The organism is Streptococcus mitis (genome assembly GCF_022137125.1).
GTDB classification, from domain to species: domain Bacteria; phylum Bacillota; class Bacilli; order Lactobacillales; family Streptococcaceae; genus Streptococcus; species Streptococcus mitis_CE.
In genome coordinates this window covers 105,693-130,946 of the sequence record NZ_JAKNEQ010000001.1, presented here as the reverse complement: position 1 = coordinate 130,946, position 25,254 = coordinate 105,693, and the positions used below count along the sequence as shown (strand labels likewise).

The 25,254-nt window shown below is 41.0% G+C and carries 22 protein-coding genes; 5 read left to right on the top strand and 17 right to left on the bottom strand.

Features of this window, described 5'->3' with window-relative positions:
* The first annotated feature begins 92 nt into the window (after window positions 1-92).
* From L0P31_RS00645 to tpx, 4 genes are all read left to right on the top strand, one after another.
* Entirely contained in the window at window positions 93-815 is a 723-nt protein-coding gene (locus L0P31_RS00645) for a metal ABC transporter ATP-binding protein (RefSeq protein ID WP_049551312.1), read from the top strand.
* A complete protein-coding gene (locus L0P31_RS00640; RefSeq protein ID WP_049551311.1) occupies window positions 812-1,660 on the top strand; it encodes a metal ABC transporter permease in 849 nt (282 codons plus the stop codon). Before L0P31_RS00645 ends, L0P31_RS00640 begins: the two co-directional genes overlap by 4 nt.
* A 31-nt stretch (window positions 1,661-1,691) precedes the next feature.
* Entirely contained in the window at window positions 1,692-2,621 is a 930-nt protein-coding gene (gene psaA, locus L0P31_RS00635) for a metal ABC transporter substrate-binding lipoprotein/adhesin PsaA (RefSeq protein WP_000733076.1), read from the top strand.
* 228 nt (window positions 2,622-2,849) lie between these two features.
* Window positions 2,850-3,341: a thiol peroxidase gene (gene tpx / locus L0P31_RS00630; protein ID WP_031233174.1), complete on the top strand. Its 492-nt coding sequence runs from the start codon at window positions 2,850-2,852 to the stop codon at window positions 3,339-3,341.
* Between the two features lie 96 nt (window positions 3,342-3,437).
* Here tpx and L0P31_RS00625 read toward each other — a convergent pair whose 3' ends face one another.
* The 5 genes from L0P31_RS00625 to L0P31_RS00605 form a co-directional block, all read right to left on the bottom strand.
* Window positions 3,438-6,146, bottom strand: a complete 2,709-nt coding sequence (locus L0P31_RS00625) for an ABC transporter permease (protein ID WP_238095330.1) — start codon at window positions 6,144-6,146, stop codon at window positions 3,438-3,440.
* Between the two features lies 1 nt (window position 6,147).
* Window positions 6,148-6,849 carry an ABC transporter ATP-binding protein gene (locus L0P31_RS00620; protein ID WP_049540036.1) on the bottom strand — a complete coding sequence of 234 codons (702 nt, stop codon included), beginning with the start codon at window positions 6,847-6,849 and terminating at the stop codon, window positions 6,148-6,150.
* 244 nt (window positions 6,850-7,093) lie between these two features.
* Window positions 7,094-9,505: a glycoside hydrolase family 95 protein gene (locus tag L0P31_RS00615; RefSeq protein WP_049516480.1), complete on the bottom strand. Its 2,412-nt coding sequence runs from the start codon at window positions 9,503-9,505 to the stop codon at window positions 7,094-7,096.
* Between the two features lie 52 nt (window positions 9,506-9,557).
* The gene (locus L0P31_RS00610; RefSeq protein WP_000240129.1) at window positions 9,558-10,250 is read right to left on the bottom strand and encodes a phosphoglycerate mutase; all 693 of its coding nucleotides are present in this window, start codon (window positions 10,248-10,250) and stop codon (window positions 9,558-9,560) included.
* 130 nt (window positions 10,251-10,380) lie between these two features.
* Window positions 10,381-10,779: a hypothetical protein gene (locus L0P31_RS00605; protein ID WP_024056717.1), complete on the bottom strand. Its 399-nt coding sequence runs from the start codon at window positions 10,777-10,779 to the stop codon at window positions 10,381-10,383.
* Window positions 10,780-10,983: 204 nt separating this feature from the next.
* Between L0P31_RS00605 and L0P31_RS00600 the strand changes: the two genes are divergently transcribed.
* Window positions 10,984-11,775, top strand: coding sequence for a nucleotidyltransferase domain-containing protein (locus L0P31_RS00600; RefSeq protein ID WP_238095328.1), 792 nt, complete (start codon window positions 10,984-10,986; stop codon window positions 11,773-11,775).
* 340 nt (window positions 11,776-12,115) lie between these two features.
* Here L0P31_RS00600 and ileS read toward each other — a convergent pair whose 3' ends face one another.
* The 12 genes from ileS to recR form a co-directional block, all read right to left on the bottom strand.
* Window positions 12,116-14,908 (bottom strand): isoleucine--tRNA ligase, encoded by a 2,793-nt coding sequence (gene ileS, locus L0P31_RS00595; RefSeq protein WP_238095326.1) that lies wholly within the window; start codon window positions 14,906-14,908, stop codon window positions 12,116-12,118.
* A 251-nt stretch (window positions 14,909-15,159) separates the two neighbouring features.
* Window positions 15,160-16,035: a DivIVA domain-containing protein gene (locus L0P31_RS00590; protein ID WP_001123210.1), complete on the bottom strand. Its 876-nt coding sequence runs from the start codon at window positions 16,033-16,035 to the stop codon at window positions 15,160-15,162.
* 8 nt (window positions 16,036-16,043) lie between these two features.
* Window positions 16,044-16,829: a YlmH family RNA-binding protein gene (locus L0P31_RS00585; protein ID WP_238095324.1), complete on the bottom strand. Its 786-nt coding sequence runs from the start codon at window positions 16,827-16,829 to the stop codon at window positions 16,044-16,046.
* Window positions 16,826-17,089, bottom strand: a complete 264-nt coding sequence (locus L0P31_RS00580) for a YggT family protein (protein WP_000576496.1) — start codon at window positions 17,087-17,089, stop codon at window positions 16,826-16,828. Before L0P31_RS00580 ends, L0P31_RS00585 begins: the two co-directional genes overlap by 4 nt.
* Complete coding sequence (locus L0P31_RS00575) at window positions 17,089-17,622, bottom strand: cell division protein SepF (protein ID WP_004257765.1); 534 nt, start codon at window positions 17,620-17,622, stop codon at window positions 17,089-17,091. The genes L0P31_RS00580 and L0P31_RS00575 overlap by 1 nt, the downstream gene beginning before the upstream one ends.
* A gap of 9 nt (window positions 17,623-17,631) precedes the next feature.
* Window positions 17,632-18,303, bottom strand: coding sequence for a YggS family pyridoxal phosphate-dependent enzyme (locus L0P31_RS00570; protein WP_004257770.1), 672 nt, complete (start codon window positions 18,301-18,303; stop codon window positions 17,632-17,634).
* Between the two features lie 4 nt (window positions 18,304-18,307).
* On the bottom strand, window positions 18,308-19,564 hold the full coding sequence (ftsZ, locus tag L0P31_RS00565) for a cell division protein FtsZ (protein ID WP_045605920.1): 1,257 nt from the start codon (window positions 19,562-19,564) through the stop codon (window positions 18,308-18,310).
* Between the two features lie 17 nt (window positions 19,565-19,581).
* Window positions 19,582-20,961: a cell division protein FtsA gene (gene ftsA / locus L0P31_RS00560; protein ID WP_004257776.1), complete on the bottom strand. Its 1,380-nt coding sequence runs from the start codon at window positions 20,959-20,961 to the stop codon at window positions 19,582-19,584.
* Between the two features lie 214 nt (window positions 20,962-21,175).
* Window positions 21,176-21,880, bottom strand: a complete 705-nt coding sequence (locus L0P31_RS00555) for a YwaF family protein (RefSeq protein ID WP_001055234.1) — start codon at window positions 21,878-21,880, stop codon at window positions 21,176-21,178.
* 94 nt (window positions 21,881-21,974) lie between these two features.
* Window positions 21,975-23,348: a UDP-N-acetylmuramoyl-tripeptide--D-alanyl-D-alanine ligase gene (locus tag L0P31_RS00550; protein ID WP_238095322.1), complete on the bottom strand. Its 1,374-nt coding sequence runs from the start codon at window positions 23,346-23,348 to the stop codon at window positions 21,975-21,977.
* A gap of 84 nt (window positions 23,349-23,432) precedes the next feature.
* Window positions 23,433-24,476 carry a D-alanine--D-alanine ligase gene (locus L0P31_RS00545; RefSeq protein ID WP_238095320.1) on the bottom strand — a complete coding sequence of 348 codons (1,044 nt, stop codon included), beginning with the start codon at window positions 24,474-24,476 and terminating at the stop codon, window positions 23,433-23,435.
* Between the two features lie 174 nt (window positions 24,477-24,650).
* A complete protein-coding gene (gene recR / locus L0P31_RS00540; RefSeq protein WP_238095318.1) occupies window positions 24,651-25,247 on the bottom strand; it encodes a recombination mediator RecR in 597 nt (198 codons plus the stop codon).
* Between the last annotated feature and the right edge of the window lie 7 nt (window positions 25,248-25,254).

Sequence of the window (25,254 nt, the reverse complement as noted above, 5' to 3'; positions counted from 1 at the left end):
TGTTTTTCAGTTATTATTTTAATTTTTTCAAAAATTAACTTGACTTAATTTTTTTTTTAAGGTATATTAAGAGACAGGAGGAATACAACTGTATGATACGTATCGAAAACCTCAGTGTCTCCTACAAAGAAACGTTGGCACTTAAGGATATTTCACTAGTGCTCCAAGGACCAACAATTACCGGTATCATTGGTCCAAACGGTGCTGGGAAATCAACATTATTAAAAGGGATGCTGGGAATTATCCCACATCAAGGTCAGGCATTTCTCGATGACAAGGAAGTTAAAAAATCCTTACATCGAATCGCCTATGTCGAACAAAAAATCAATATCGACTACAACTTTCCCATCAAGGTCAAGGAATGTGTCTCGCTAGGACTATTTCCCTCTATTCCTCTCTTTCACAGTTTAAAAGCTAAACATTGGAAGAAAGTGCAAGAGGCCCTTGAAATTGTCGGTCTAGCTGACTACGCTGAACGTCAAATCAGTCAACTGTCTGGAGGTCAATTCCAGCGGGTCTTGATTGCCAGATGTCTGGTGCAGGAAGCCGACTATATCCTCTTGGATGAACCCTTTGTTGGGATTGACTCAGTCAGTGAGGAAATCATCATGAATACGCTGAGAGATCTGAAAAAAGCTGGAAAGACGGTTCTCATCGTCCACCACGACCTCAGCAAGGTTCCCCACTACTTCGATCAAGTCTTGCTTGTCAATCGAGAAGTGATTGCCTTTGGTCCAACCAAAGAAACCTTTACCGAATCCAATCTCAAAGAAGCTTACGGTAATCGACTATTTTTCAATGGAGGTGACCTATGATTGCAGAATTTATCGATGGATTACAAAAATTCCATTTCTTACAAAATGCCTTGATAACGGCTATTGTCATCGGGGTCGTAGCTGGAGCTGTGGGATGTTTTATCATCCTACGCGGGATGTCACTCATGGGAGATGCCATTTCACATGCTGTCTTGCCAGGTGTAGCCCTCTCCTTCATCTTGGGCGTTGACTTCTTTATCGGAGCCATTGTCTTTGGATTGCTAGCTGCTATCATCATTACCTACATCAAGGGGAACTCGATTATCAAAAGCGATACCGCCATCGGCATTACCTTTTCTTCTTTCTTAGCCCTCGGTATCATCTTGATTAGTGTCGCTAAAAGTTCAACTGACCTTTTCCATATCCTTTTTGGTAATATCCTAGCCGTCCAAGATACGGATATGTTTATTACTATGGGTGTTGGGGCAGTCATTCTCTTGTTAATCTGGATTTTCTTCAAGCAACTCTTGATAACTTCCTTTGATGAACTCTTGGCTAAAGCCATGGGAATGCCTGTCAATTTCTATCACTACCTTCTCATGGTACTCCTGACTCTCGTGTCTGTGACAGCCATGCAAAGTGTCGGAACTATCCTGATTGTAGCCATGCTGATTACCCCAGCTGCAACTGCTTATCTTTATGCTAATAGCCTGAAAAGCATGATTTTCCTTTCCTCAACCTTTGGAGCGATAGCTTCAGTTTTGGGACTCTTTATCGGTTATAGCTTTAACGTTGCGGCAGGTTCTAGTATCGTGCTCACAGCTGCTAGTTTCTTTCTCATTAGCTTCTTTATCGCTCCAAAACAACGATATTTGAAACTGAAAAATAAACATTTGTTAAAATAAGGGGCAAAACCCCAATAAATTGGAGGATCTAATGAAAAAATTAGGTACATTACTCGTTCTCTTTCTTTCCGTCATCGCTCTTGTAGCATGTGCAAGTGGAAAAAAAGATGCAGCTTCTGGTCAAAAACTAAAAGTTGTTGCTACAAACTCAATCATCGCTGATATTACTAAAAATATTGCTGGTGACAAGATTGATCTTCACAGTATCGTTCCTGTTGGTCAAGACCCACACGAATACGAACCACTTCCTGAAGACGTTAAGAAAACATCTCAAGCTGATTTGATTTTCTACAACGGTATCAATCTTGAAACTGGTGGCAATGCTTGGTTTACAAAATTGGTAGAAAATGCCAAGAAAACTGAAAACAAAGACTACTTTGCAGTCAGCGAAGGCGTTGATGTTATCTACCTTGAAGGCCAAAACGAAAAAGGCAAAGAAGACCCACACGCTTGGCTTAACCTTGAAAACGGTATGATCTTTGCTAAAAATATCGCAAAACAATTGAGCGCTAAAGACCCTAGCAACAAGGAATTCTACGAAAAAAATCTCAAAGAATATACTGATAAGCTAGACAAACTTGACAAGGAAGCTAAAGAGAAATTTAACAACATCCCTGCTGAGAAAAAACTCATCGTAACCAGCGAAGGATGCTTCAAATACTTCTCTAAAGCCTACGGTGTCCCAAGTGCCTATATCTGGGAAATCAACACTGAAGAAGAAGGAACACCTGACCAAATCAAGACTTTGGTTGAAAAACTTCGCCAAACAAAAACTCCTTCCCTCTTTGTAGAATCAAGTGTGGATGACCGTCCAATGAAGACTGTATCTCAAGACACAAACATCCCAATCTACGCACAAATCTTTACTGACTCTATCGCAGAACAAGGTAAAGAAGGCGACAGCTACTACAACATGATGAAATACAACCTTGATAAGATTGCTGAAGGATTGGCAAAATAATACTCTTCGAAAATCAAATTCAAACCACGTCAGCGTCGCCTTGCCGTACTCAAGTACAGCCTGTGGCTAGCTTCCTAGTTTGCTCTTTGATTTTCATTGAGTATAAGCCTCTGAAAAACGTCATTCTCACATGAGTTGGCGTTTTTTCTATGCTCATATTTCCGGTCAAATCATTGGAAAATTCCGACTGTTTCAGCTAAAATGGAAGAAAAAAGATTGGAGTATCTTATGGTAACTTTCCTCGGAAATCCTGTGAGTTTTACAGGTAAACAACTACAAGTCGGCGACAAGGCACTTGATTTTTCTCTCACTACAGCAGACCTTTCTAAAAAATCTCTGGCTGATTTTGATGGGAAGAAAAAAGTTTTGAGTGTCGTTCCTTCTATCGATACAGGCATCTGCTCAACTCAAACGCGTCGTTTTAATGAAGAACTGGCTGGACTGGACAACACGGTCGTCTTGACTGTTTCCATGGACCTCCCTTTTGCCCAAAAACGTTGGTGTGGTGCTGAAGGTATTGAAAATGCCATCATGCTTTCAGACTATTTCGACCATTCCTTTGGACGTGATTATGCCCTCTTAATCAATGAGTGGCACCTATTGGCACGCGCAGTCTTTGTCCTCGATACTGACAATACTATTCGCTACGTTGAATACGTGGACAATATCAACTCTGAACCAAACTTTGAAGCCGCAATTGCAGCTGCTAAAGCCCTATAGAAAAAATCCTCTGTCACAAAGAGTTCCCTACTCTTTGAAACGGAGGATTTTTTGTTTACGAGTATATATAAGTTCAATCAGATAAAAACAACTACCTTACTCTACAGATTTCAAGGCTTCAAGCATATCAACCTTTCTCAGATGATGATTGACGAAGAAACCAAGCAAGGTCAAAATGATGCTTACTGCTGCCACTGGGATTACATAGACTTCCCAGCCTACCTGCGGATAAAAGAGAATAGTAGCAGGCGAAATCATTTGAATCAAAAATTGATGTAAATAGAAACCAGATACCAAACCAAGTACGATTCCCACAAGGGACAGCACAATCGTCTCACGGTAAATGTAGAGAGTGACTTCATTATTATGAAAACCGAGAACCTTGATAGTGGAGAGTTCACGGATTCTCTCAGCTACGTTAATGTTGGTTAGATTGTAAAGGATAACGATAGCCAACAGAACCGATACGATGACCAAGATGGTCATAGTCTGATTGAGTGAGCTAGCGACGGAGTCAAAGAGTCGAATGGCTGAAGCATTTTGGACAACGCTGGACACCGCAGCTTGATTCATAAGTAAGCCGGCCTGCCTTTCGATACTAGTTGCACTGGTATCCCTTAGCGAAACCAGATAAGTGTTGGCTTGGGGTAGCTGGCCGTAAATTTGCTCATAGCTAGCCTGACTCATATAAATAAAGTGACCAACGTAGTTCTCAGTAATAGCAGCAACCGTTAATTCCTTACCTTCAATTTCTAGAGTTTGTCCAACCTTGACACCTGCCAGCTGGGCAAGTTTAGCTGTAATAACGATGCCATCTTTTAATGTCAGCTCCTGCTGATGATGTTGCAGATGGATAAAGGGAGTCAAATCCTCCTTCTCTGTCATCATAAGAGTAACAGTCTGAAGACCAGCCTTGCCTTTAAAATCCTTGTCTAGCGTCTTAGAATAAATTTTCTGGTAGGCTTGAATAGCCTGACCTTTCAACACTTCTTCTAGATTTGCCTTGTCTTGATTGGTCGCACTAAGATTTTCAGAGACAATCATTTGATACTGTTGGATTTGTTGAAACTGTCTATACGGAACTCCTGCTACAGAGGATTGAATTCCCAAACCTGCAAAGAGCAGAGCGACTGAACCTGCCACACCAAAGATCGTCATCAACATCCGCTGTTTATAACGGAAGATATTACGGGCTGTTACCTTATGGGTAAAACTGAGACGACGCCAGATAAAACCGATGCGCTCTAGTAAGATTTTAGCTCCTTTAACAGGAGGTTTAGGTAATAAAAGCTGGGCTGCTTCATCATGAAGTTCCCTACGAGCTACCAAGTAGGCTGGTAACACACTCGCCAACCAACTCAAGACAAGAGCCAGTAAGCTATAGGTCCAATAGAACTGAATCTGGGTTTCTCCCACCACCATGCTTTTTGTAATGACACTTGAAATCACACCGGCTAGTAAATAATGTCCAAGTATGCTACCCAGAGCTGTTCCGACAGTTCCAGCTACTAGACCGTAGAGGAGAAATTTGGCGATAATATCCTTACTACGATAGCCCAAGGCCTTAAAAATCCCTGCATGAGTTCGCTCTTCATCCACAAAACGAGTCATGGTTGTAAAGGTCACCATAGCTGCTACGGCATAAAGCACTACAGGAAAGATATTGCCCACTGCCCGAATACTGGCTGAAGCATTGCTGTACATGAGGTAGCCCTGACCACCAGGCATGGTCTGACGATTATAGACCTGATACTTGGGCTCAGCTAATTCATCCAAGACTTGCTGATGTTTTTCTAATTTTTCCTTTTCTTGGGCTAAATTTTGTTCAGCCTGCTTTATTTTGTCCTCTTCCTTGCTCAATTCCTGCTTAGCTTGGGTAAGTTGAGCACTAGCCTGCTCTCTCTGAACTTGAGGTAGCAAGGCTAGTTGACTTTCCTGAGCCTGTAAACGAGCTTGAGCAGTTGCTAAACGACTCTTGCCTTCCTGCAAATTAGCCTGAGCCTTATCAAGGGTCTCTTGCCCCTTATCGAGAGACTCTTGGCCTTCTTTTTTCAAGAATTGCAGACGTGCCTTTCCATTATCTGACAAAGCTTGTTCAAGGTCTTCCTGATGTTGCTTAGATTTTTCTTCATAAGCTGATGAAAAGGCATTTAATTCTGATAAATCTTGATATTTCAAACGAGCTATATTGTAGACTTTCTGATCAAACTGACTAGGTAAAATCACCCCATAGGCTGTCAGAGTCCCACTTCCACTTCCTGCGTAGCCCATATCTCGCTGAGAGAGGATTTCAGCTGAATCCACAAAACCAGTAATGGTATAAGTATGGTCTTTTAAAGAGGAATGACCCTCTTCTTTTTCTTTAAAACTAATTTCCTGTCCCACGCTGTATTGGCCTTGCAAATGAGTGGCCAAAGCGATTTCCTTGTCTAACTGAGGAAGTCGTCCCTCTCTTAGCTGAAAGGTTGAAATTCGCTCTGGTTTGGAGTACAGCCGAATGGCATCCTGCCCATTTTCCATAGTCACATCTGTCAAATAGCCAAACTCAACCTCTGCGCCCTCCGTCTGTTTTAGTTCTTCTTGATCTGCTTGATCCAAACCATAATTAGACATAACTGCCAAATCCAAGGTTTGAGCAGTTGTTAAATAATCATTAGCTGTCGCCTCCATGTTGGGGCTGGTTACTTTGAGGCCTACTAAGGCTAGAGATCCCAACATCATCAAGGTTAAGATGGATAAAAAACGCCCCTTGGAGCCTGTGAAGGACTGAATTAAGTCCTTCCAATAGGTTTTTCGCTTGATCATGCTAGTACTCCAAACTGTCGATATCCTGAGGATACTGGTTGATCACCACATCCTTGACACTGGCATCGTGCATATGAATCACGCGATCAGCAATGGGCGCCAAAGCTCCATTGTGAGTCACGATGATTACCGTCGCTCCCTTTTGACGAGACATATCTTGCAGAATTTTCAAGACTTGCTTGCCCGTCTGATAATCCAAGGCGCCTGTCGGTTCGTCACAAAGGAGAATTTTAGGATTTTTAGCTACCGCGCGTGCAATGGAGACTCGCTGTTGCTCCCCTCCAGAAAGCTGGGCTGGAAAGTTATTGAGACGATGAGCCAGACCTACATCTGTCAAGACCTGTTCAGGATTCAAGGCATCTGTCACGATTTCTGAAGCCAACTCCACATTTTCCTTAGCGGTTAGATTGGAAACTAGATTATAAAACTGAAAAACAAAGCCTACATCATTGCGACGGTAATTGGTTCTCTGGTGCGAACTATAGTCTGCAATATTGGCACCATCAATCCAGATTTCCCCCTCATCATTGGTATCCATTCCCCCAAGAAGGTTAAGAACCGTTGACTTGCCTGCACCAGATGCACCTAGAATAATCACCAATTCACCCTTTTCAATCTCAAAATTCACATCGCGATTGGCCACAATCTCCGTGTCCCCAACCTGATAACGCTTGTAACAGTGTTTCATCTCAATATAAGCCATCAGACCCACCCTCTCTCAAACAAATTACTTCCTACTACCATTATAACGCTTTTTCAACTAGTTGGAAACTGCTTACATTCTTAAATCCTTATTAAAAGGCAGTATCAAACTACTGCCTTCTAATACTCAATGAAAATCAAAGAGCAAACTAGGAAGCTAGCCGCAGGTTGCTCAAAGCACCGCTTTGAGGTTGCAGATAAAGCTGACGTGGTTTGAAGAGATTTTAGAAGAGTATAACATCTTCTTAAAAATAAAATTGAACCAGATCACCTTCTGCTGTTGCCACCGAAATACAATCTTTCCCTATGCATTTCGATTTTATTTTTTCTTGATTCATTTTAATCACACTCTTCTCAATACCTGGATAAGAGACTCGCAAATCTCCCCCACTTCTTGATAAAATGGTCATCTGTAAAAGTTTTTTATCCGCCCACCTCATGTTAACTTCAAAATGTCCACGTGCCATTAAACCTGAAACGGAACCTGATGACCATGCATCGGGTAGGGCAGCTAGGGGCACCAGATAAGCTGTATGAGACTGAAGCAACATTTCTGCCATGCCACTAGTAGCACCAAAATTACCATCTATCTGAAAAGGAGGGTGGCTACACCAAAGATTGGGCAAGGTGGATGTCTTTAACTGCTCTGCTAATAATTTATGGGTTCGATTGCCATCTCCCAAACGCGCCCAGAGATTGATCTTATTAGCCTTGGACCAGCCTGTTCCCCCATCTCCACGATCATTGAGGCTAGCACGCGCCGCATCAAGATACTCTTGCCCCTTATGACTAAAGAGAGTTCCAGGATAAAGTCCCACCAGATGGGAAGCATGCCGATGTTGAGCTTCCACTTTCTCATTTTGAAAATACTGCTCTTCCTCCTCATACCACTCCCTGATTCGACCAGATTGAGTAATTTGAAGAGGATTTAATAAATCATACTTTTCTTTGACTTCCGTCAACAAGTCTTCATCCAGCCTCAATTTTTGAGCAGCCTGAATAAAATCATGGAATAATTGCCAAATCAGAGATTGGTCATAGGTATTGCCAATCGAAATCGGCCCATGTTCTGGCGAATAAGATGGAGAAGATACCCAACGCTGGGCCTCCTTATCCTCATGTAAAAAGGTATTCCAAAAACGAACCGTTTCCCTCAACATGGGATAAATTTTCTCCCTGAGATAGTCTTGGTCCCTATAAAATGTATAGGCTTCATAGACCGTTTGCATCATCCACGCATTGGCAGCTGGCGACCAGCCCCAATAGTAATCCCAACCAGGTGCCGTCCAGCCAAAAGGAGTCGCTTGAGTATGGACCAACCAACCATTCTCTTCCCCTTTCTGAGAAACGATTCCTGCATACCTTGCAGCCGCTATGCGACCATAGACACGCAAATCATCGATATAGTTGATGACCGGAAAGGCCGTTTCTAAGAGGTTAGTCACATAGGCTGGCCAATAATTCATCTGCAAGTTGATATTCAGGTGATAGTCCGAATTCCAAGGAGGATTGTCGACCGCATTCCAGACTCCCTGTAGGTTAGCTGGTAGAGCATCTGGGCAATCTCTGGAAGAACTAATCAATAAATACCTCCCATACTGGAAGAACAGTTCCTCCAAAGCCTGCCCCTCTTGTGGCTTATAATTTTTTAGCAAATCATCTGTAGTGGATGTGTCAACATCATACCCCAAATCCAATTGAACACGCTGGAATAAGGCTTGGTAGTCCTGAATATGCCTTGATTTCAATTGGGCATAGCCCTTTTCTTTAGCTGTCTCCACCAAGTCCTTTACTTGTCGCTCCAAATCTAGTTTCTTGCGATAATTGCTAGCAGGATTTTGGGCAAAATCTGTCTTAGCTGCCAAGAAAAGATTGGCATAACTGGCTCCTGATATCTGAACCTTATCCGACCAGACTCTAATGTCTCCATCCGTTTCCCAAACTAAACAGCCAGCAAACCGCAGGTCATTATCCTTAACCCGTCCCCTCATCAAGATATAAGAATCAGTGACATCCAGCTGGCATTCCTTGTAATCAGATTTTTCCTGCTCATACTTTCCATCAGAAGCCAAATCACGTGTCAAGGACAGTTCTATAGTAAAATCTAGAGTTTCCGCCCCTTCCTTAGTAAAATGCTGAACCAAGAGATCATCTGGAAAACTGGCAAAGGCTTCTCGTTTAAACATAGTCCCTTTATGTACATAAGAAGTCGTCGCAAGTGCCTTACTGATATTCAGCTGTCTCTGGTAATCCGTCACCTGAGACAAAGTCTTACCTTGCCGGCTGAACTCAATGAAAATATCTCCAAAAGATAGATAGGTCCCATATTGACTGGTTTTTGGTCCAACTAGGTGCTGCTCAGCCAGTTCCTTAGCCTGATTGTAATCTCTCTTTTCCAAAGCCTGCCGAATTTCAGCTAAAAAACTATACTGATCTTGAAGATTTCCACCCTGATAATCTGAACTATCAGGAAGTGGACCTCCAGACCAGAGACTTTTTTCATTGAATTGAATCCGCTCAGCACCTATAAGCCCAAATACTTTTGCCCCTAAAGAACCATTGCCAATCGGTAAGGCCTCTTCTTCCCAGCCCTTGTAAGTGGTTGAAGCTGGTTGCTTGTAGGTCAGTACATAATCTTGTTTTTTATTCCTTATCATACTACCATACTAACATAAAAAGCCTAGAAATCAATTCTAGACTTACAATTTTTTATTTTCCAAGGTAGTATTCAGAAACGACATTCAATTTTTCGTCGAATTCGAATACCAATGGTGGGAAGTTAGGGATTTCCACGTCCATGATTTCGTCATCTGACAAACCTTTGATGTGTTTTACAAGGGCACGGATTGAGTTACCGTGAGCTCCTACGAATACGTTTTTACCATCTTTAAGAGCTGGAGCGATTTTATCTTCCCAGAATGGAAGGGCACGTTCCAAAGTCACTTTCAAGTTTTCAGCATCTGGGATAACTGAGTCGTCAAGTGAAGCGTAACGACGGTCTGTGTGAGCTGAGTGCTCATCATCACGGTCCATGTTTGGAGGCAATACATCGTATGAACGACGCCAGATGTGAACTTGCTCATCACCAAATTGTTCAGCAGCTTCAGCTTTGTTTTTACCAGTCAAACCACCGTAGTGACGTTCGTTCAAGCGCCATGATTTTTCAACTGGAACCCACAATTGGTCAGAAGCTTCAAGAGCCAAGTTTGTTGTTTTGATAGCACGTTTCAATACTGAAGTGTAAGCTTGGTCAAATTCAATACCAGCTTCTTTGATCAATTTACCAGCGTCAATCGCTTGTTGTGTACCTTTTTCAGACAAATCAACATCAGCCCAACCAGTGAAAAGGTTAGCTTTGTTCCATTCAGACTCACCGTGGCGAGCAAAAACCAATTTTACCATTAGATGGATTCTCCTTTAAATTTTCCGAGGTTTTCCCTCGTTTATCTATTCTATTTTACACAATTTTTCACAAAAAAGCTAGTCAAAACCAAAAAGGAAAGGACTGTTTGACAATCCTTTTCCTTATTTTTTATCCTTCAACTTTGAATTTTTTGAGACTTCCTAAAAATAGTGAACCACCAATAATTGCTAGGATTCCTCCTACCCAGCCAAGGGCTGGAATCAAGCCAACTGCTCCACCTACGATTAATAGGACAGAAGGAGCCGAACCAATACGACTTTCTCCCTTATAATATACAATCGCAACAATTCCTAAAACTAAAATTGCAATTTTTAAAACGGTTGGAAGTAAAACTCCTGCAATTCCTGCAACTGTTGTAGATGCAGTTAATTCAGGGCTCTGTGTAGCTGTTGCTGTAGCAGCTGTACTCACAACTGCTGCTAGTAAAAGAAACGGAGCAATAAGCAAGTAGAGTCCACCTACTAAACCAACAATACCACTATAAAGTGCTAAAGCTTTTGACTTCATAATAAATCTCCTTTTTTATTTTTTTCAAATAAAATTGTATCATATTTGCTAAAAAAAAAAAGCATTTTCTGAAATTATAAAATAAAAACTTGCATAATATGAAATAAAATTAAGCAAATATGTGAAAAGAAATTTCCATTTCACTCTTGCTAATCTCCTTGCTTTTTGTTAGAATGATGTCAAAAAATAAAAAAGGTTAACATTATGCCACAACATCTCTTTAAAGAATTGGCTCAACTAGAGCAAGTAGAGGCTCTAGCTCTAGGAGGATCACGGGCTGGACAAGATTTTGACAAAGACTCTGACTATGATGTATATGTCTACCTCAGTGCTCCCCTCTCGCCAGACATCAGAGAAGAAATCCTCAGTAAATACTGCTCCTATATGGAAATCGGCAATCAATTTTGGGAATTGGAGGATGATTGTGTTCTCAATAATGGCATAGAGATTGAGCTGATTTACCGCTCTCTAGACGAATTTGACAAAGATTTACAAGCCGTAGTTTTAGAGCACCAAGCCCAGAATTCTTACACTACTTGTATGTGGTACAATCTGCTCAACAGTAAGATTCTCTACGATCGAGATGGTCACTATGCTGTCCTCCAGAAAAAATACAATCTTCCTTATCCAGCTGAACTGAAAAATAATATCATAAACAAGCAGCTCCTGCTCCTCGACCAAGCTATGCCAGCTTTTTCAAGACAAATCAAAAAAGCCCTTAAACGCCAAGATTTACTCAGCATCAATCACCGTACTAGTGAGTTTTTCGCCTCTTATTTCGATTTGCTCTTCGCCTTCAATGAGCAGCTCCATCCAGGAGAAAAACGCATGCTCCAGTTCGCAAAAAACAATTGCTCTCATCTACCTCAAAATTTTGAGAACGATATCCAAGACTACTTTCAAAATCTCTACCAACTAGCTAACCAACAGAAAACAATCCTAACTTTGGAGCATCTCCTATCAAATCTTAAACACTTGATTGATGAATCCCTTTAGAATGCCAACAAATAAAAGCTCATGAAATCTACTTTTCAGATGATTCATGAGCTTTTTAAATTTCCATAATATATAACGATTTAAAGTTATACTAAATGAAAATCAAAAAGCAAACTAGGAAGCTAGTCGCAAGCTGTGCTGAAGTACAGTGAGGCGACATTGACGTAGTTTGAAGAGATTTTCGAAAAGTATTAATTGAAACAAGAAAACGACAATAAACTTCTAACATGATAAAAACGCATCGTATCAGGTGTTCAAAACCTTGATACAATGCGCTTTATAGTCTATAAGATTAGTTGTCTTTTCTTCTCAAATTGAGTTTTGCCTAGACTTTTCAACCTTATTTCTCTTCAAATCCTTCTGCTACTGCTTCCGCAAAGTTTTCTTCTACGATGCTTGCACAGTGGTCACAGATGACTGCGTGGTAGCTACGTTCTGCTGTTGTTGGGTCGATACGACGGCAACGGTCACATACATCACCTGCAGCGCGTTCTACTGTGAAGGCTACATCTTCGAAGCTAACGGCAGCTTCTGGAGCTGGTCCTTCTGCGATGGTCAATTCAGACACAATCAAAAGTTGAGCTACATTGCTGTTTACTGCTTCGAGTAGAGTTTTCACAATTTCGTTTGGATAAACTGTCAAGTGTGCTTCAAGTGATTTACCGATAACTTTGGCATTACGAGCCTCTTCCAAGGCTTTTTGAGCTTGTCCACGGAAGTCCATGAAGGCTGCCCATGTATCCAAGATTTCTTCTTGATTAGCAAAAGTTTGTGCTTCTGGCAATTCTGACAATTGAACGAAGTCTTCTGCTTCAAACTCAAGGTATGACCAGATTTCCTCTGCTGTATGAGGAAGGATTGGTGTCAAGAGTTTGGTGATTTTCACAAGAATGTCATAGAAGACAGTCTGCATTTGACGGCGTTCCAGTGATTTGGCACCTTCGATGTAAACAACATCTTTAGCAAAATCAAGGTAGAATGCTGACAAGTCAACGTTGATAAAGTTCACTAGTGCTTTATAGATTGTCAAGAATTCAAAGTTTGCATAAGCATCACGAATGGTCTTGACAAGCTGGTTAAAGCGAATCGTCATGTACTTATCAACTGAACGAAGTTCATCGTAAGCGACTGCATCTTGAGCTGGGTTAAAGTCAGATGTATTGGCAATCAAGAAACGAAGGGTGTTACGAATCTTACGGTAAGTTTCAGAGACTTGGCTCAAGATATCCATAGAGATACGCACGTCGTTGGTTGAGTCTACACTTGTTACCCAAAGACGCAAGATTTCAGCACCAAATTGTTTTTCAACATCGCTTGGAGCAATGGTATTTCCAAGAGATTTAGACATCTTCTCACCTTTACCGTCAAGTGCAAAACCTTGTGACAAGATTTGTTTGTAAGGTGCTACGCCATGGTTAGCAACTGAGGTGATGAGCGATGAGTTGAACCAACCACGGTATTGGTCAGAACCTTCTAGGTAAAGGTCTGCTGGGTAAGTCAACTCTGGACGGTTTACTACAACTCCATTCCATGATGAACCTGAGTCAAACCAAACGTCCATGATATCAGTTTCTTTTTTGAACTCGCCGTTTGGTGAACCTGGATGAGTAAATCCTTCTGGCAAGAGGTCCTTAGCATCACGTTCCCACCAAATGCTTGAACCATGTTCCTCAAAGAGTTGAGCCACGTGTTCAATCGTTTCAGCAGTCATGATCGCTGTACCGTCTTCAGCGTAGAAGATAGGAAGTGGAACACCCCAAGCACGTTGACGAGAGATAACCCAGTCGCCACGGTCACGAATCATATTGTAAAGACGGACTTTACCCCATTCTGAGTGGAATTTCACTTTTTCAATTTCATCCAAGATTTCTTGGCGGAATTTAGAAACTGAGGCAAACCATTGTGGTACTGCACGCCAGATGATTGGTTTCTTAGTACGCCAGTCAAATGGGTATGAGTGAGAGATTTCTTCTTGGGCAAGAAGGAGGTTACCAAGTTTCTCGATAACAGTTGGAACTACCTTTTCATAGAATTGACCTTCAAACTCAGGACCAGCATTCTTCATCATGATACCACGTTCGTCAACAGTCACTGCGACTTCAAGACCATTAGCAATACCGACATTGTAGTCATCCTCACCAAAACCAGGGGCTGTGTGGACGATACCTGTACCAGAATCAGTTGTAACGTGGTCACCAAGAATAACCAATTCATCTACAGCTGTATCCCATGGGTGTTCTGTTACGATATGGTTGAGTTCTTGACCACGGTAAGTTGCCAAAACTTGAACATCAGCCCAACCAAATTTCTCAGACAAGCTAGTCAATAATTCTGCAGCAACCACAAACTTACGAGCTTCACCAGCAGGTTGAACCAAAACGTAATCAATATCTGCACCAACAGTCAAACCACGAGAAGCTGTGATGGTAAATGGAGTTGTTGTCCAAACTACGATATAAGTATCTGTATCTAGAACACCTTTGCCATCTTTTACCTTGTTGGCATAGTAAAGGGAAGTTGAAACCAAATCATGGTATTCAATCTCTGCTTCAGCAAGAGCCGACTCAGATGACCAAGACCAGTAAACTGGCTTAGCACCACGGTAGATATAACCTTTATTAGCCATCTCACCAAATACACGGATTTGAGCTGCTTCATAGTCAGGAGTCAAAGTCACATATGGATTTTCCCAGTCACCAGAAACACCCAAACGTTTAAAGTCTTCACGTTGTTTATCTACTTGAGAAAGAGCATATTCACGGCAAAGTTTCAAGTACTCAACCAAGTCCATTTCTTTGCGTTTGATACCTTGTTTTGCCAAAACTTGCTCGATTGGCAGACCATGTGTATCCCAACCTGGAATATAAGGAGCATAAAATCCTGACATAGACTTAGAACGAACAATGATATCTTTTGAAATCTTGTTCATAGCGTGTCCAACGTGAATATTTCCGTTCGCGTATGGAGGACCATCATGCAAGGTGAAATGAGGTTTTCCTTGGTTCAATTCTTGACGACGTTGATAAAGTTTTGCATCTTCCCATTCCTTTTGCCAAACTGGCTCTTTGGTAGGAAGGCCTGCACGCATTGGGAAAGCTGTTTTCCCAAGGTTAAGGGTATCTTTGAGTTTCATGGTATCTCCTTTATAAATAATAACAAATTAAAAACCACGACTTCCAAAAAGGACGAAAATCGTGGTACCACCTTTATTCGAAAAAAGACTCAGCTTTTTTCCTCTTATCCCGTAACGTGGGGAACGTCAAATCTTACTTCATTCAGACTTGATTGTTTGAGAGGATAATCTTATCATTAGGGAATGCAGGACTCACACCATCTCCTGCTCGCTGGAAATATAAGGATAAGATATTGTTCTCAGATTATTTCTTATAAAATTGTAACAGATTCTTGCGGTGCTGCAAAACCTGGTTCTGAGTTTACAGCTTCAGTAGCTGGTGTTGGTCCTGAGTAATGGCTTGGAGCTACTTCTGGCTCTTCATACATTGGACCAACTGGATGAGCTGGACTTTCTTCAACAACCGGAGCTGGTGAAACCAATTGTTCTTGCTCAGCTCTAGCTTCGGCTTCCGCAAGTTCCTTATTAGCTGCTTCGATACGCGCTTGCAACTCTGCCATTTCCTCGGGAGAAAACTGACGAGTAATATCAATTGGTTCTTCCTCTTGATGTTGTTGTAAGACAGAATCACCTAAGACTTCACTTACCACTTCTTTGAAGGCTTCATCACTTGTTTGAAGATAAGTCGCTGTTGGACGAAGAATGTCTTCCCAATCTGAAGATTCAACAATTGCTAACTGGCTCTCAATTGTAGATTTGAGACGTTGATGGAAAACACGGCTCTTGTTCTTCAATTCTTCTGTTTCAACAGCAACTTTCTTAGCATTATCAGTTGCTTGACGAAGAATTTCATTTGCCTTGTACTTAGCTTCTTCCAACAAACGTTGTGCATCCTGCTCTGCTTGTTGGATAATATTGTTTGAGCGTTCAGTTGCAGCTTGTTTTACTCGTTCAGCTGTATCTTGTGCAATCAATACAGACTGGCTCAATGAATCTTTCATCTCATCAAAGTAAGACAAACGCTCTTCCAAACTCTTAATATGTAAATCCTTATCATGATTAGAGCGAACCAAATCTTCATAATCACGGACTACAATATCTAAAAATTCATCTACTTCTTCTTGATCAAACCCTCTAAAGCGTGTGCTAAAGGTTTTATCTTTGATTTCTAACGATGTAATTGGCATAATTTTCCTCACTTACTTAATAACAATTGGACCGTTAATTTCTTTTTATCTTTTTTTGTTTGCCCATTATCCCTAACAAGTTTCAATCGACCAAATTTCCTTACACTAATCAGATCACCAACTTGAACTGCATAATCTGATTTTTCAACTAAATGGTAATTGACTTGAACTGCCTGCTTTTCAATTAACTGATTTGCCTGATTTCTAGAGAGCTTGAAGACCCCAGCTAGAAAAACATCTAACCTAGAACTAGCAATACAAATATCTAATTCTTGATAATCTTCTACTGTAGTAATTTTCTCAGTAAAATCCCGTTCTTCTAGACGAACCGGTAGACGAGCAATTTTCGTAATACCGTCTTGAAAAAGGAGAGTAAACTGTCGATTAATGATAATCTGTGCTCTCTCTTCATTGACTAAGATATCACCAAATAGCTTTCTATCAATTCCCAGCTGATTTAAAACAGTTCCTAATATTTTTGCATGTGTTAAGCGTTCAAACTTATTAGGATAAACTATTTCTTGCAAGGATAGTTCAAAATCAGAGAATTCCGGCTCAAAATAATCAGGATACAGGAGAACCCGTACATATTCAGTTTCAAGAGACTGCCGACTGCTCATGTAGGAGATGCCGTTCGTTGATGCCAGAACCTTTAAAATCTTTTCTTGATGGGGATTTACAAAGGGTGTTAAAAAAGGAGAATAAGAATCTTCTACCTTTTTTATCCATTCTACTCCCTTATCAATAAAAGACGAATCATTCTTAGAAAAGTGTTGATAAATCATCTTGTTCATAGAAAGATCACTAAAAGTCGAATCAACTGCTCCCCTAGGAAGTGAACTAGTAATACCGCAATCCAGACAGATAAGTCAAGACCTGCAATCTGGAGGGGTAAACGTTGCAAGGGAGCTACTATCGGTTTCACTAAACTAATAATCAAGCGTCCAAGACGTGATTCATAAGCATTGGGAAACCAAGACATCAGAGCAAACACGATTAAAATCAGTGAATAGATATCCACTGCATTTTGAACAAAACGAATGAGAAAGATCATTATCTCACTCTCGTACGTTTCATATCAAAGCCAAATTCACCATTTTGTGATTCATCTGGAATTTTGATGTCTTCAATATTGACGACAACATCAACTGGTGTCAGCAGGTACATAGTAGATGCTACCTTTTTCATGTTACCAGCTAAAACGTGACGCGCCCCATCCAGATAGTCCAAACAACGACGAGCTTGAACTTCTGTCATATATTGAAAATCAATCAAAATACTTTCGTTACCAGCTAATAAATCAACAATATCTGTGGCATCTTCGTATTTACGTGGATAACGAACATCAATTGTCACCTTATCAGTAGAACGTTGACTTTGCATAGCCAACTCTTGTTGACGGGCATGAAGACGAGTGATGTTTTTATCTTTAGATGGCGTGCTAGCAGCTTGTTGAGGCAACTCTTGAACAGAAGGGACTGGAGTCACAATCGGCTCTTCAGCTTTAGGCTGATATGTAGTACCAACTTCTTCTCCATCTTCTGTAAAATAATCTATAAATTTATCAAATCTATCTTTTAAAGACATATTTCTTTCCTATTTAAAAAATGCTGTACCAATTCTGACAAATGTTGAGCCAAATTCAATCGCTTCCTTATAGTCACGACTCATACCCATACTCAAGTCCGTCATTGGCATATTGGGAATTTGTTTTTCTCTAATTTCTAGTTGCAAATCCTGCGTAGCTTTAAAAATCTCTTTCAACTCATCACTACTAGCTTCAAAAGGAGCCATGGTCATCAAGCCTACATATTCAATTTTATCTAAGGTGGCCAATTCTGGCAAGAGTTCCAATAGTTCTTCCTTTGAAAAACCATGTTTACTCTCTTCCCTTGAGATATTTACTTGTAAGAAACACTTAACAACTCGGTCACTTCTTTTTTGAATTTCTTCTGCTAGCTTTAATGAATCCAAAGCGTGGAAATAATCAACATACTGAATGACATCTTTAACCTTGCGTCTTTGCAAAGTACCAATCAAATGCCAGGTAATATTCCGGTCTTTTAAAGCTTCATATTTCTCAAGAAATTTATCTACACGATTTTCACCAATATGATGCACACCTAGCGGAAGCAAAGCCTCCGCTGTCGGTACGTCTACATACTTTGTAACAGCAACAACCGAAACAGAATTGGCTTCTCTTCCTGACTGCTGACTTGCATCTTTTATTTGTTGAAAAACACGTTCTGTATTTTCTTTCAAATTCATTTACTTAACGATTTTTGAAAAATGGAGGAGTGTCTAATTCATCCTCATCGTGTAAAGATGGCGCTTCGAAACGTTCAACTGGTGATACCACTGAATCAGTTGGTCGAACAATTGTCTCACGACGCAAGTCCCAATCACCAAATGCTGAAGTTTGAGAAGTTTCTGTGCGACGAGGCGCTGGACTTGGAATTTCTGCAGTTTCAGCCATATCAAACTGACGATTATGATTGTGTGCATGATTAGGACTTGCTTGTTCATGACGGACAGCTTGTCTTGGTGCATGGCCCACAACTTTTTCAACACGATCTTGACGAACACCAGTTGCAACGACTGTCACACGAATTTCATCTTTCATGTTTTCATCGATAGATGTTCCGAGCCAGATGTTCACTCCTTGACCAGCTGCTTGGTTGACAATTTCTGAAGCTTCTTCTGCTTCAATCAAAGTCAAATCAAGACCACCAGTAACGTTGACGATAACATCCTCAGCACCGTCAATAGTTGTTTCAAGAAGTGGTGAGTAGATTGCCTTACGAGCTGCTTCTACCACACGTTCTTCACCACTACCGATACCGATACCCATTAGGGCGTTTCCTTTATTTGCCATAACTGTTTTCACATCGGCAAAGTCAAGATTAATCAAACCAGGGTTTGTGATCAAATCAGTAATCCCTTGAACACCTTGGCGAAGTACGTTATCTGCTTCGCTAAGAGCTTCAAGAAGTGGAGTTTTCTTATCAACAATTTCAAGCAAGTTGTTGTTTGAAATAATCAATAGAGTATCCACATGCTCACGAAGTTGATTGATTCCTTCTACAGCATACTGACCACGTTTGCTTCCTTCAAAACCGAAAGGACGTGTCACAACACCAACTGTAAGAGCACCTAAATCTTTAGCAATGCGGGCAATAACAGGAGCTGCACCAGTACCAGAGCCACCTCCCATACCTGCAGTAATGAAGACCATATCTGCTCCAGTAATAGCTTGAGTCAAGGCTTCTTCGCTTTCTTCAGCTGCCTTTTGACCAACTTCAGGTCGACCGCCAGCACCCAAACCACGAGTCAATTTAGGGCCTAACTGAATTACAGTCTCAGCTTTTGTACTACTCAAAGCTTGTACATCTGTGTTTGCTGCGATAAATTCTACGCCTGCAACACCTTCGTCAACCATGCGGTTAATGGCGTTACCGCCACCTCCACCAACACCGATTACTTTAATAACTGCACCTTGAGCTGCTGCTGTATCAAATGAAAATGTCATAGTTTATTTTTCCTCTTTTATTCATCAAACATGCTTCCGATTAAGCCACGGAAACGATCTGCGATTTTTGGTTTATTTTGAGAAGATACTTTATCTTCTTTGGGAGCAACTACGTTCGTAGAAGCTGATTGCTCTACCTCAGTATTTTGAACTGGTTGAATAGGGGTAGGTTGTGCTACTTGCGTAACGCGTTGAATCATCCCACCAAAATTAATTGGTTGGTGACGCAAAGTATCCTCACCCTTGACTGCTCTTTGTGCTAATAAATGCACCTCAGTCAATTGACCAGCAAATTCAGACAAGCTAATCACATGAGCGAAGGCAGGATTACGGATTCCAACTTGATTTGGAACGTAAAGTTTGACACCAACGCCAAAGACTTCCTGTGCAAGTTCTACAACACCTGGTAAAATAGCATTTCCACCAATCAGAACAATCCCACCTGGAAGATCCAACAAATGTCTTCTTTCCAACTCTTGTTTGATTTGTTCAAAAATGTGCTTAATGCGGGCTGAAATAATCTCTGCTAGGTAGCTTTCTGTAACTTCTACAGGCTCTACTTCACCAATTACTTCAACTTGGAAGGTTTCATTGCTTGCAAGTGAAGGGTAGGCTTCACCATAGTTTAATTTCAATCCTTCAGCTAATTTCTGTGAAGTCTTCAAGACTTTAGAGATATCTTTTGTGACATAATCTCCACCTTCTTGAAGAATATTTGTAAACTGGAGTTCTTGGTTACGGATTGTAGCAACAGTTGTTTGACCTGCTCCCATATCAATCACAGTAGCTCCAAATTCACGTTCTCCTTCGTTCAAGACTGAACGAACCAAAGCCAATGGTGAAATAATAATATTTTCAACTTGAACACCTGAGCGCTCAACTGTCTTGCGTAAATTGTGAAGAATAGTACGTGGACCTGTGTAAAGCAAACCACGCATTTCAAGACGAACCCCCATCATACCACGTGGGTCACGAATACCTTGGAAACCATCTACGATAAATTCTTCTGGAATAAAAGTAATGACTTCACGATCTGGTGTCATACTCTTTGTCAAGGCTGATTTAACAACATTTTCAACATCTTGATCTGTAATTTCTTTTGTATCAGATGTAACTGGAATCATACCTTGAGTTGGTTCTACCTGCAAAAGATTTCCAGGCAAACCAACATTCACTGATTTGATTGAAATGCCAGCTTTCTCTTCTGCTTGGGAAATAGCTGACTTGATAGCAGTTGCTGCTGCTTCAATATCAACGATAATCCCATCCTTTACACCTTTACTCTTGGCATTACTTACACCAATTACGTTTAGTTCACCATTTCTATGCTCGGCAACCAATACTTTAATCGAATTAGTTCCGATATCTAAGCCTGTAAAAAAACCATCTCTAGCCATTACATCGCATCCTCTCTCTTCCAAGTTTCAAACTTCTATTCAATATAGCTAAAATAGGGCATAGCTATTCACAGAATATTATAACACAAAAAATCCAATCGTGCTTAGTTTTTCCTAAATTTACTTACCATTTTTTCACATTCGCTCATCAAATTTTTTTATTTTCCAAACAAGTTATAAAAAATCAGATTTATGAAAAAAAGAAAGCTCATTTCTAAGCTTTCTTTGCAATCATTTTTTCTGCTTCTTGTTCTAAAAATAGTTCCAAGATTTTCTTTGTTAACGTAATCGCTGCTGATAAGGCCAGGGAAACGATTAAATAATTAGCTACTAAGCCATGGTCTCCAACCAATGGTGGTTTTGTCAAGAATCCGTAATCTCCACCTGTTACTAAATTGACCACAAAAATCAAGGCATTTAGTGCAAAGGTCATGAGAAAAATTCCCTTCACATCCAGCAATCGCGCGTTATACTGTCTCAATAGATAAACTAAAGAGTTCCCCAAGAGAGCTAAGTGGCCAAAGATAAAGGATAAAATCGTAATATGTGGGAAAGGATAGGCATCTGACACTGGATAAACAAAGGCTGCTAATGTCCCAAATGTTCCTAGTAATGCAAAATACTGCCTATATTTGGACTGACCAGGTAGCAAGAGCACCACAAACATAGCCATACGACAATGGTAAAAGGGTAAACTTTCTGACAGAGGCATATGATTGACCCCATACCAACCATAAAGCAGGATCAACTGAACCGCCTGCAAGATTTGGAAAAATCGTTGATAAGCCTTCTTTTCACGATAACGATAGGCTGTATAAAAGGTCAAAGCCAAGAGTGTAAATATACTGACATACCAAAAAAGGTCAAATTTGGGTGGCTCTGTTGCTTGGGTCGTAAAGAAAATATCCCATAAATTCATCTAGTCTTCCTCATGATTCAAAATTTTCCTGCATTTTATTATACCATGCTATTTGTCAAAAATGAATTTAGAAATACGTAAATGTTTGACAAAATCACTTTGCTTCATTTTCTAAACTTTCTACCAACTTGGCTAGATTCATAGAGTTAGAGCCTTTGAGTAGGATTTGGTCATTGACTCCAAGGCTTTCTTTGACCTGCTTGACTAGGTCTTCAAATTGGTCCTCGTCGGCTGTTTTTTTGAAGTAGTAAACTTGGCCGATTGGGAACATTTGACTGGCAAGTTGGGCCAATTCTGCGATATCATCTCCATAAAAAATAACGGTATCCAGTACATCTGGCGAGAGGCTCAAAATCATCTGATTATGGAGTTGAACAGACTGGTCACCCAGTTCCTTCATGTCTGCTAAGACAGCGATTTTCTTGCCCCCTTCATTAGCTGGAATGGCAGAAAATGTCTCCAAAATCAACTTCATAGCAGTTGGATTGGCATTGTAAACATCTGATAGAATATCTGCTCCATTGGCTGCTTTCTTCCACTCTGTACGGTTACGCGTCAATTCAAGATTTTGGAAGTCCTGACGAATTTGCTCCTCTGACACTCCTTCTTGTAGGGCAACATAGGATGCAATCATAGCATTGGTGGCATTGTACTTACCAGTCACTGGCAAATCAAGGGCTTGTTCCAAGAAATTAGCCTTAAAGGTCAGACTGTCTTTACGCTCAATCAAGTCTGTGATTTCCAGCTCTGCTCCTTGCCCAAAACGGACCACCTTTTTATCAGCTGGCAAGTAGTCCTCTACAATTGGATCTGCTGGTGCCAAAAGCAAGGAACCTGAAGGCATGCCGTCTGCAATTTGCATTTTTCCTTTAGCAATCTCTGAACGGTCTTTGAAAAAGGCCAAATGAGCCTCCCCAACCAAGGTTACAATGGCTGTTTTTGGATGGGCCAATTCTGACAAGAGATGAATATCTCCCAAGTGGTCCTGTCCCATCTCCAAGACCAACTTTTCTGTCCCTTCAGGCATATGGAGGACTGTGTAGGGAAGGCCAATCTCGTTATTATAGTTTCCTTGTGTTTTGTAGGTTTTGTAGGTTGTTGATAGCAAGTGCGCCAACATATCCTTAGTGGTTGTCTTGCCATTTGAACCTGTAACTGCAAAGACATCAACTCCCGTTTTCTCAAGATAGTAGGCAGCTAGTTGTTGAAAGGCAGTCAACACATCATCTACTAAAATGTAAGGATGATTTGCGACCTTTTTCTCAGACAGGGTTACTGCTGCACCATTTTCAAAGGCTGTTTCAATAAAGTCATGGCCATCACGCGCACCTTTAAGTGGCACAAACAAGTCCCCTTCCCCAATCAAACGACTGTCAAACTCAGCCTTTTCTAACTGAGCGTCCGCAAAAAGACTAACATCATTTTTAGCTCCAACAGCTTGGGCAACTTCGTGAATTGTAAGTTTCATTTCTACTCCTTTAAAAAGGGTTGAAGCCCGAGAACTCTGATCACCTTACAGTGATGGTTCTGGCTTCTACCCTCTCTTTCATTTTTATAGCAAATGCGCTTCGCGCTTGTCAAAACTTTCCTTGGCAAGATCAACCAATCGCTCGATTAAGTCTGGATAGCTGATTCCCATATTGTCCCAAAGTAATGGATACATTGACCACTGGGTGAAACCTGGCATGGTATTGAGCTCGTTTAGGAAAATCTCTCCCTTGTCTGTATAGAAGAAATCGCAACGAGAGAGACCGAGGCCACCAATGGCACGAAAGGCTGTTTCTGCATTTTGACGCATGACAGCTACCACGTCATCACTGATGTTGGCTGGGATGTCCATAGTAATTTTGTTGTCAATATACTTGGCATCGTAGTCATAAAAGGCAACATCCTTGACTACTTCTCCTGGCAGCGTACTCTTGACATCGTAGTTGCCCAAGAGACCAACCTCGATTTCACGGGCATTTACCCCTTGCTCTACCAAGACACGGCTGTCATATTGGAAGGCAAGTTTCAAAGCTTGACGGAGTTCCTCTTGATTTTCAGACTTAGAAATACCGACACTTGAACCCATGTTTGATGGTTTTGTGAAAACTGGATAAGTCAATTTTTCTTCAACTTCGGTGATTTTAGAAGTCATATCATCACCTTCGACGATGGCTACATAAGGAACTTGGGCAATCCCGACAGATTCTAACACACGCTTAGTCGTGATTTTATCCATGGCAAGACTCGATGACAAGATGTTGCAACCAACGTAAGGCATTTTCAAAACTTCCAAGAATCCTTGAACAGAGCCATCCTCTCCCATCGGACCGTGAAGGACTGGAAAGACCACTGCCCCTTCTTCATAGATAGCACTTGGAGCAACTTTCTTAGCCCAATCAATAGTTTCATTGGTCATGAGACGGTCCTCTTGACCTGGAGTCTGACTAAATTCCTGCGTTTTGATAAAGTCACCTGACTGACTGATAAAGAAAGTCTTGACTTTGGAACGATCGTAGTTGACCGCACGCATGACACTTTCCGCTGAAAGGACAGAGACTTCGCGCTCTGCACTACGCCCACCGTATAAAAGAATAATCGTTTGTTTCATATTACTTGTCCTAATTCTAATAGAATACTCGCTCTTTAGTATATCATATTTGCTTTTTTTTTTGAAACTTGAACCTGATACTGGTTTTCAAGAAATCTAAAAAGAGACCGATAAAACAAATATCAGCCCCCTTGATTTTTTATAAATGGATGAAGTTCGTAAATTTGCCTACACTTACAACTCTGTTCGATTTTCAATGGCTCGTAAGAGTGTAACTTCATCCGCATACTCAATGTCCGCTCCGACAGCGAGACCTCGTGCCAGACGCGTAACCTTGATACCAGCCGGCTTGAGCAAACGTGAAAGATACATGGAAGTTGCTTCCCCATCTGCTGTGGCATTGGTTGCTACGATGACCTCTGAAACTTCACTATCCATCAGACGAGACATGAGGCTCTTGAGATTGATATCATCTGGACTGATACCATTCATGGGAGAAATGAGGCCATGCAGAACATGATAAAGTCCATGGTATTCTTGGATATTCTCCATGGCTGCCACATCGCGACTATCTTCGAGAACTAAAATCGTCGTCTGGTCACGAGTCGAATCGGTACAGATAGAGCAGGGATCATCGTCTGTCAAACGTCCACAGATGGTGCAATAGGTCAACTCTCTCTTAGCAGAAAGGAGATTTTTGGCAAATTCATTGACATCGTCATCAGACATTCCAATAGTATAGAAGGCCAGACGTGTAGCCGTCTTAATCCCGATACCTGGTAACTTAGAATAACTGTCAATTAGCTTGGCAATAGGTGTTGGATAAAGCATAAGTTCC

Bases quoted from the DNA above. Each gene is read 5' to 3' on its own strand.
- L0P31_RS00615 (WP_049516480.1), bottom strand. From the start codon at position 9,505: ATGATAAGGAATAAAAAACAAGATTATGTACTGACCTACAAGCAACCA.
- L0P31_RS00645 (WP_049551312.1), top strand. From the start codon at position 93: ATGATACGTATCGAAAACCTCAGTGTCTCCTACAAAGAAACGTTGGCA.
- L0P31_RS00640 (WP_049551311.1), top strand. From the start codon at position 812: ATGATTGCAGAATTTATCGATGGATTACAAAAATTCCATTTCTTACAA.
- L0P31_RS00625 (WP_238095330.1), bottom strand. From the start codon at position 6,146: ATGATCAAGCGAAAAACCTATTGGAAGGACTTAATTCAGTCCTTCACA.
- L0P31_RS00620 (WP_049540036.1), bottom strand. From the start codon at position 6,849: ATGGCTTATATTGAGATGAAACACTGTTACAAGCGTTATCAGGTTGGG.
- L0P31_RS00605 (WP_024056717.1), bottom strand. From the start codon at position 10,779: ATGAAGTCAAAAGCTTTAGCACTTTATAGTGGTATTGTTGGTTTAGTA.
- L0P31_RS00570 (WP_004257770.1), bottom strand. From the start codon at position 18,303: ATGAATTTGAAAGAAAATACAGAACGTGTTTTTCAACAAATAAAAGAT.
- L0P31_RS00590 (WP_001123210.1), bottom strand. From the start codon at position 16,035: ATGCCAATTACATCGTTAGAAATCAAAGATAAAACCTTTAGCACACGC.
- ileS (WP_238095326.1), bottom strand. From the start codon at position 14,908: ATGAAACTCAAAGATACCCTTAACCTTGGGAAAACAGCTTTCCCAATG.
- L0P31_RS00585 (WP_238095324.1), bottom strand. From the start codon at position 16,829: ATGAACAAGATGATTTATCAACACTTTTCTAAGAATGATTCGTCTTTT.
- L0P31_RS00575 (WP_004257765.1), bottom strand. From the start codon at position 17,622: ATGTCTTTAAAAGATAGATTTGATAAATTTATAGATTATTTTACAGAA.
- ftsZ (WP_045605920.1), bottom strand. From the start codon at position 19,564: ATGACATTTTCATTTGATACAGCAGCAGCTCAAGGTGCAGTTATTAAA.
- L0P31_RS00545 (WP_238095320.1), bottom strand. From the start codon at position 24,476: ATGAAACAAACGATTATTCTTTTATACGGTGGGCGTAGTGCAGAGCGC.
- L0P31_RS00580 (WP_000576496.1), bottom strand. From the start codon at position 17,089: ATGATCTTTCTCATTCGTTTTGTTCAAAATGCAGTGGATATCTATTCA.
- L0P31_RS00555 (WP_001055234.1), bottom strand. From the start codon at position 21,880: ATGAATTTATGGGATATTTTCTTTACGACCCAAGCAACAGAGCCACCC.
- L0P31_RS00600 (WP_238095328.1), top strand. From the start codon at position 10,984: ATGCCACAACATCTCTTTAAAGAATTGGCTCAACTAGAGCAAGTAGAG.
- tpx (WP_031233174.1), top strand. From the start codon at position 2,850: ATGGTAACTTTCCTCGGAAATCCTGTGAGTTTTACAGGTAAACAACTA.
- L0P31_RS00610 (WP_000240129.1), bottom strand. From the start codon at position 10,250: ATGGTAAAATTGGTTTTTGCTCGCCACGGTGAGTCTGAATGGAACAAA.
- psaA (WP_000733076.1), top strand. From the start codon at position 1,692: ATGAAAAAATTAGGTACATTACTCGTTCTCTTTCTTTCCGTCATCGCT.
- L0P31_RS00550 (WP_238095322.1), bottom strand. From the start codon at position 23,348: ATGAAACTTACAATTCACGAAGTTGCCCAAGCTGTTGGAGCTAAAAAT.
- recR (WP_238095318.1), bottom strand. From the start codon at position 25,247: ATGCTTTATCCAACACCTATTGCCAAGCTAATTGACAGTTATTCTAAG.
- ftsA (WP_004257776.1), bottom strand. From the start codon at position 20,961: ATGGCTAGAGATGGTTTTTTTACAGGCTTAGATATCGGAACTAATTCG.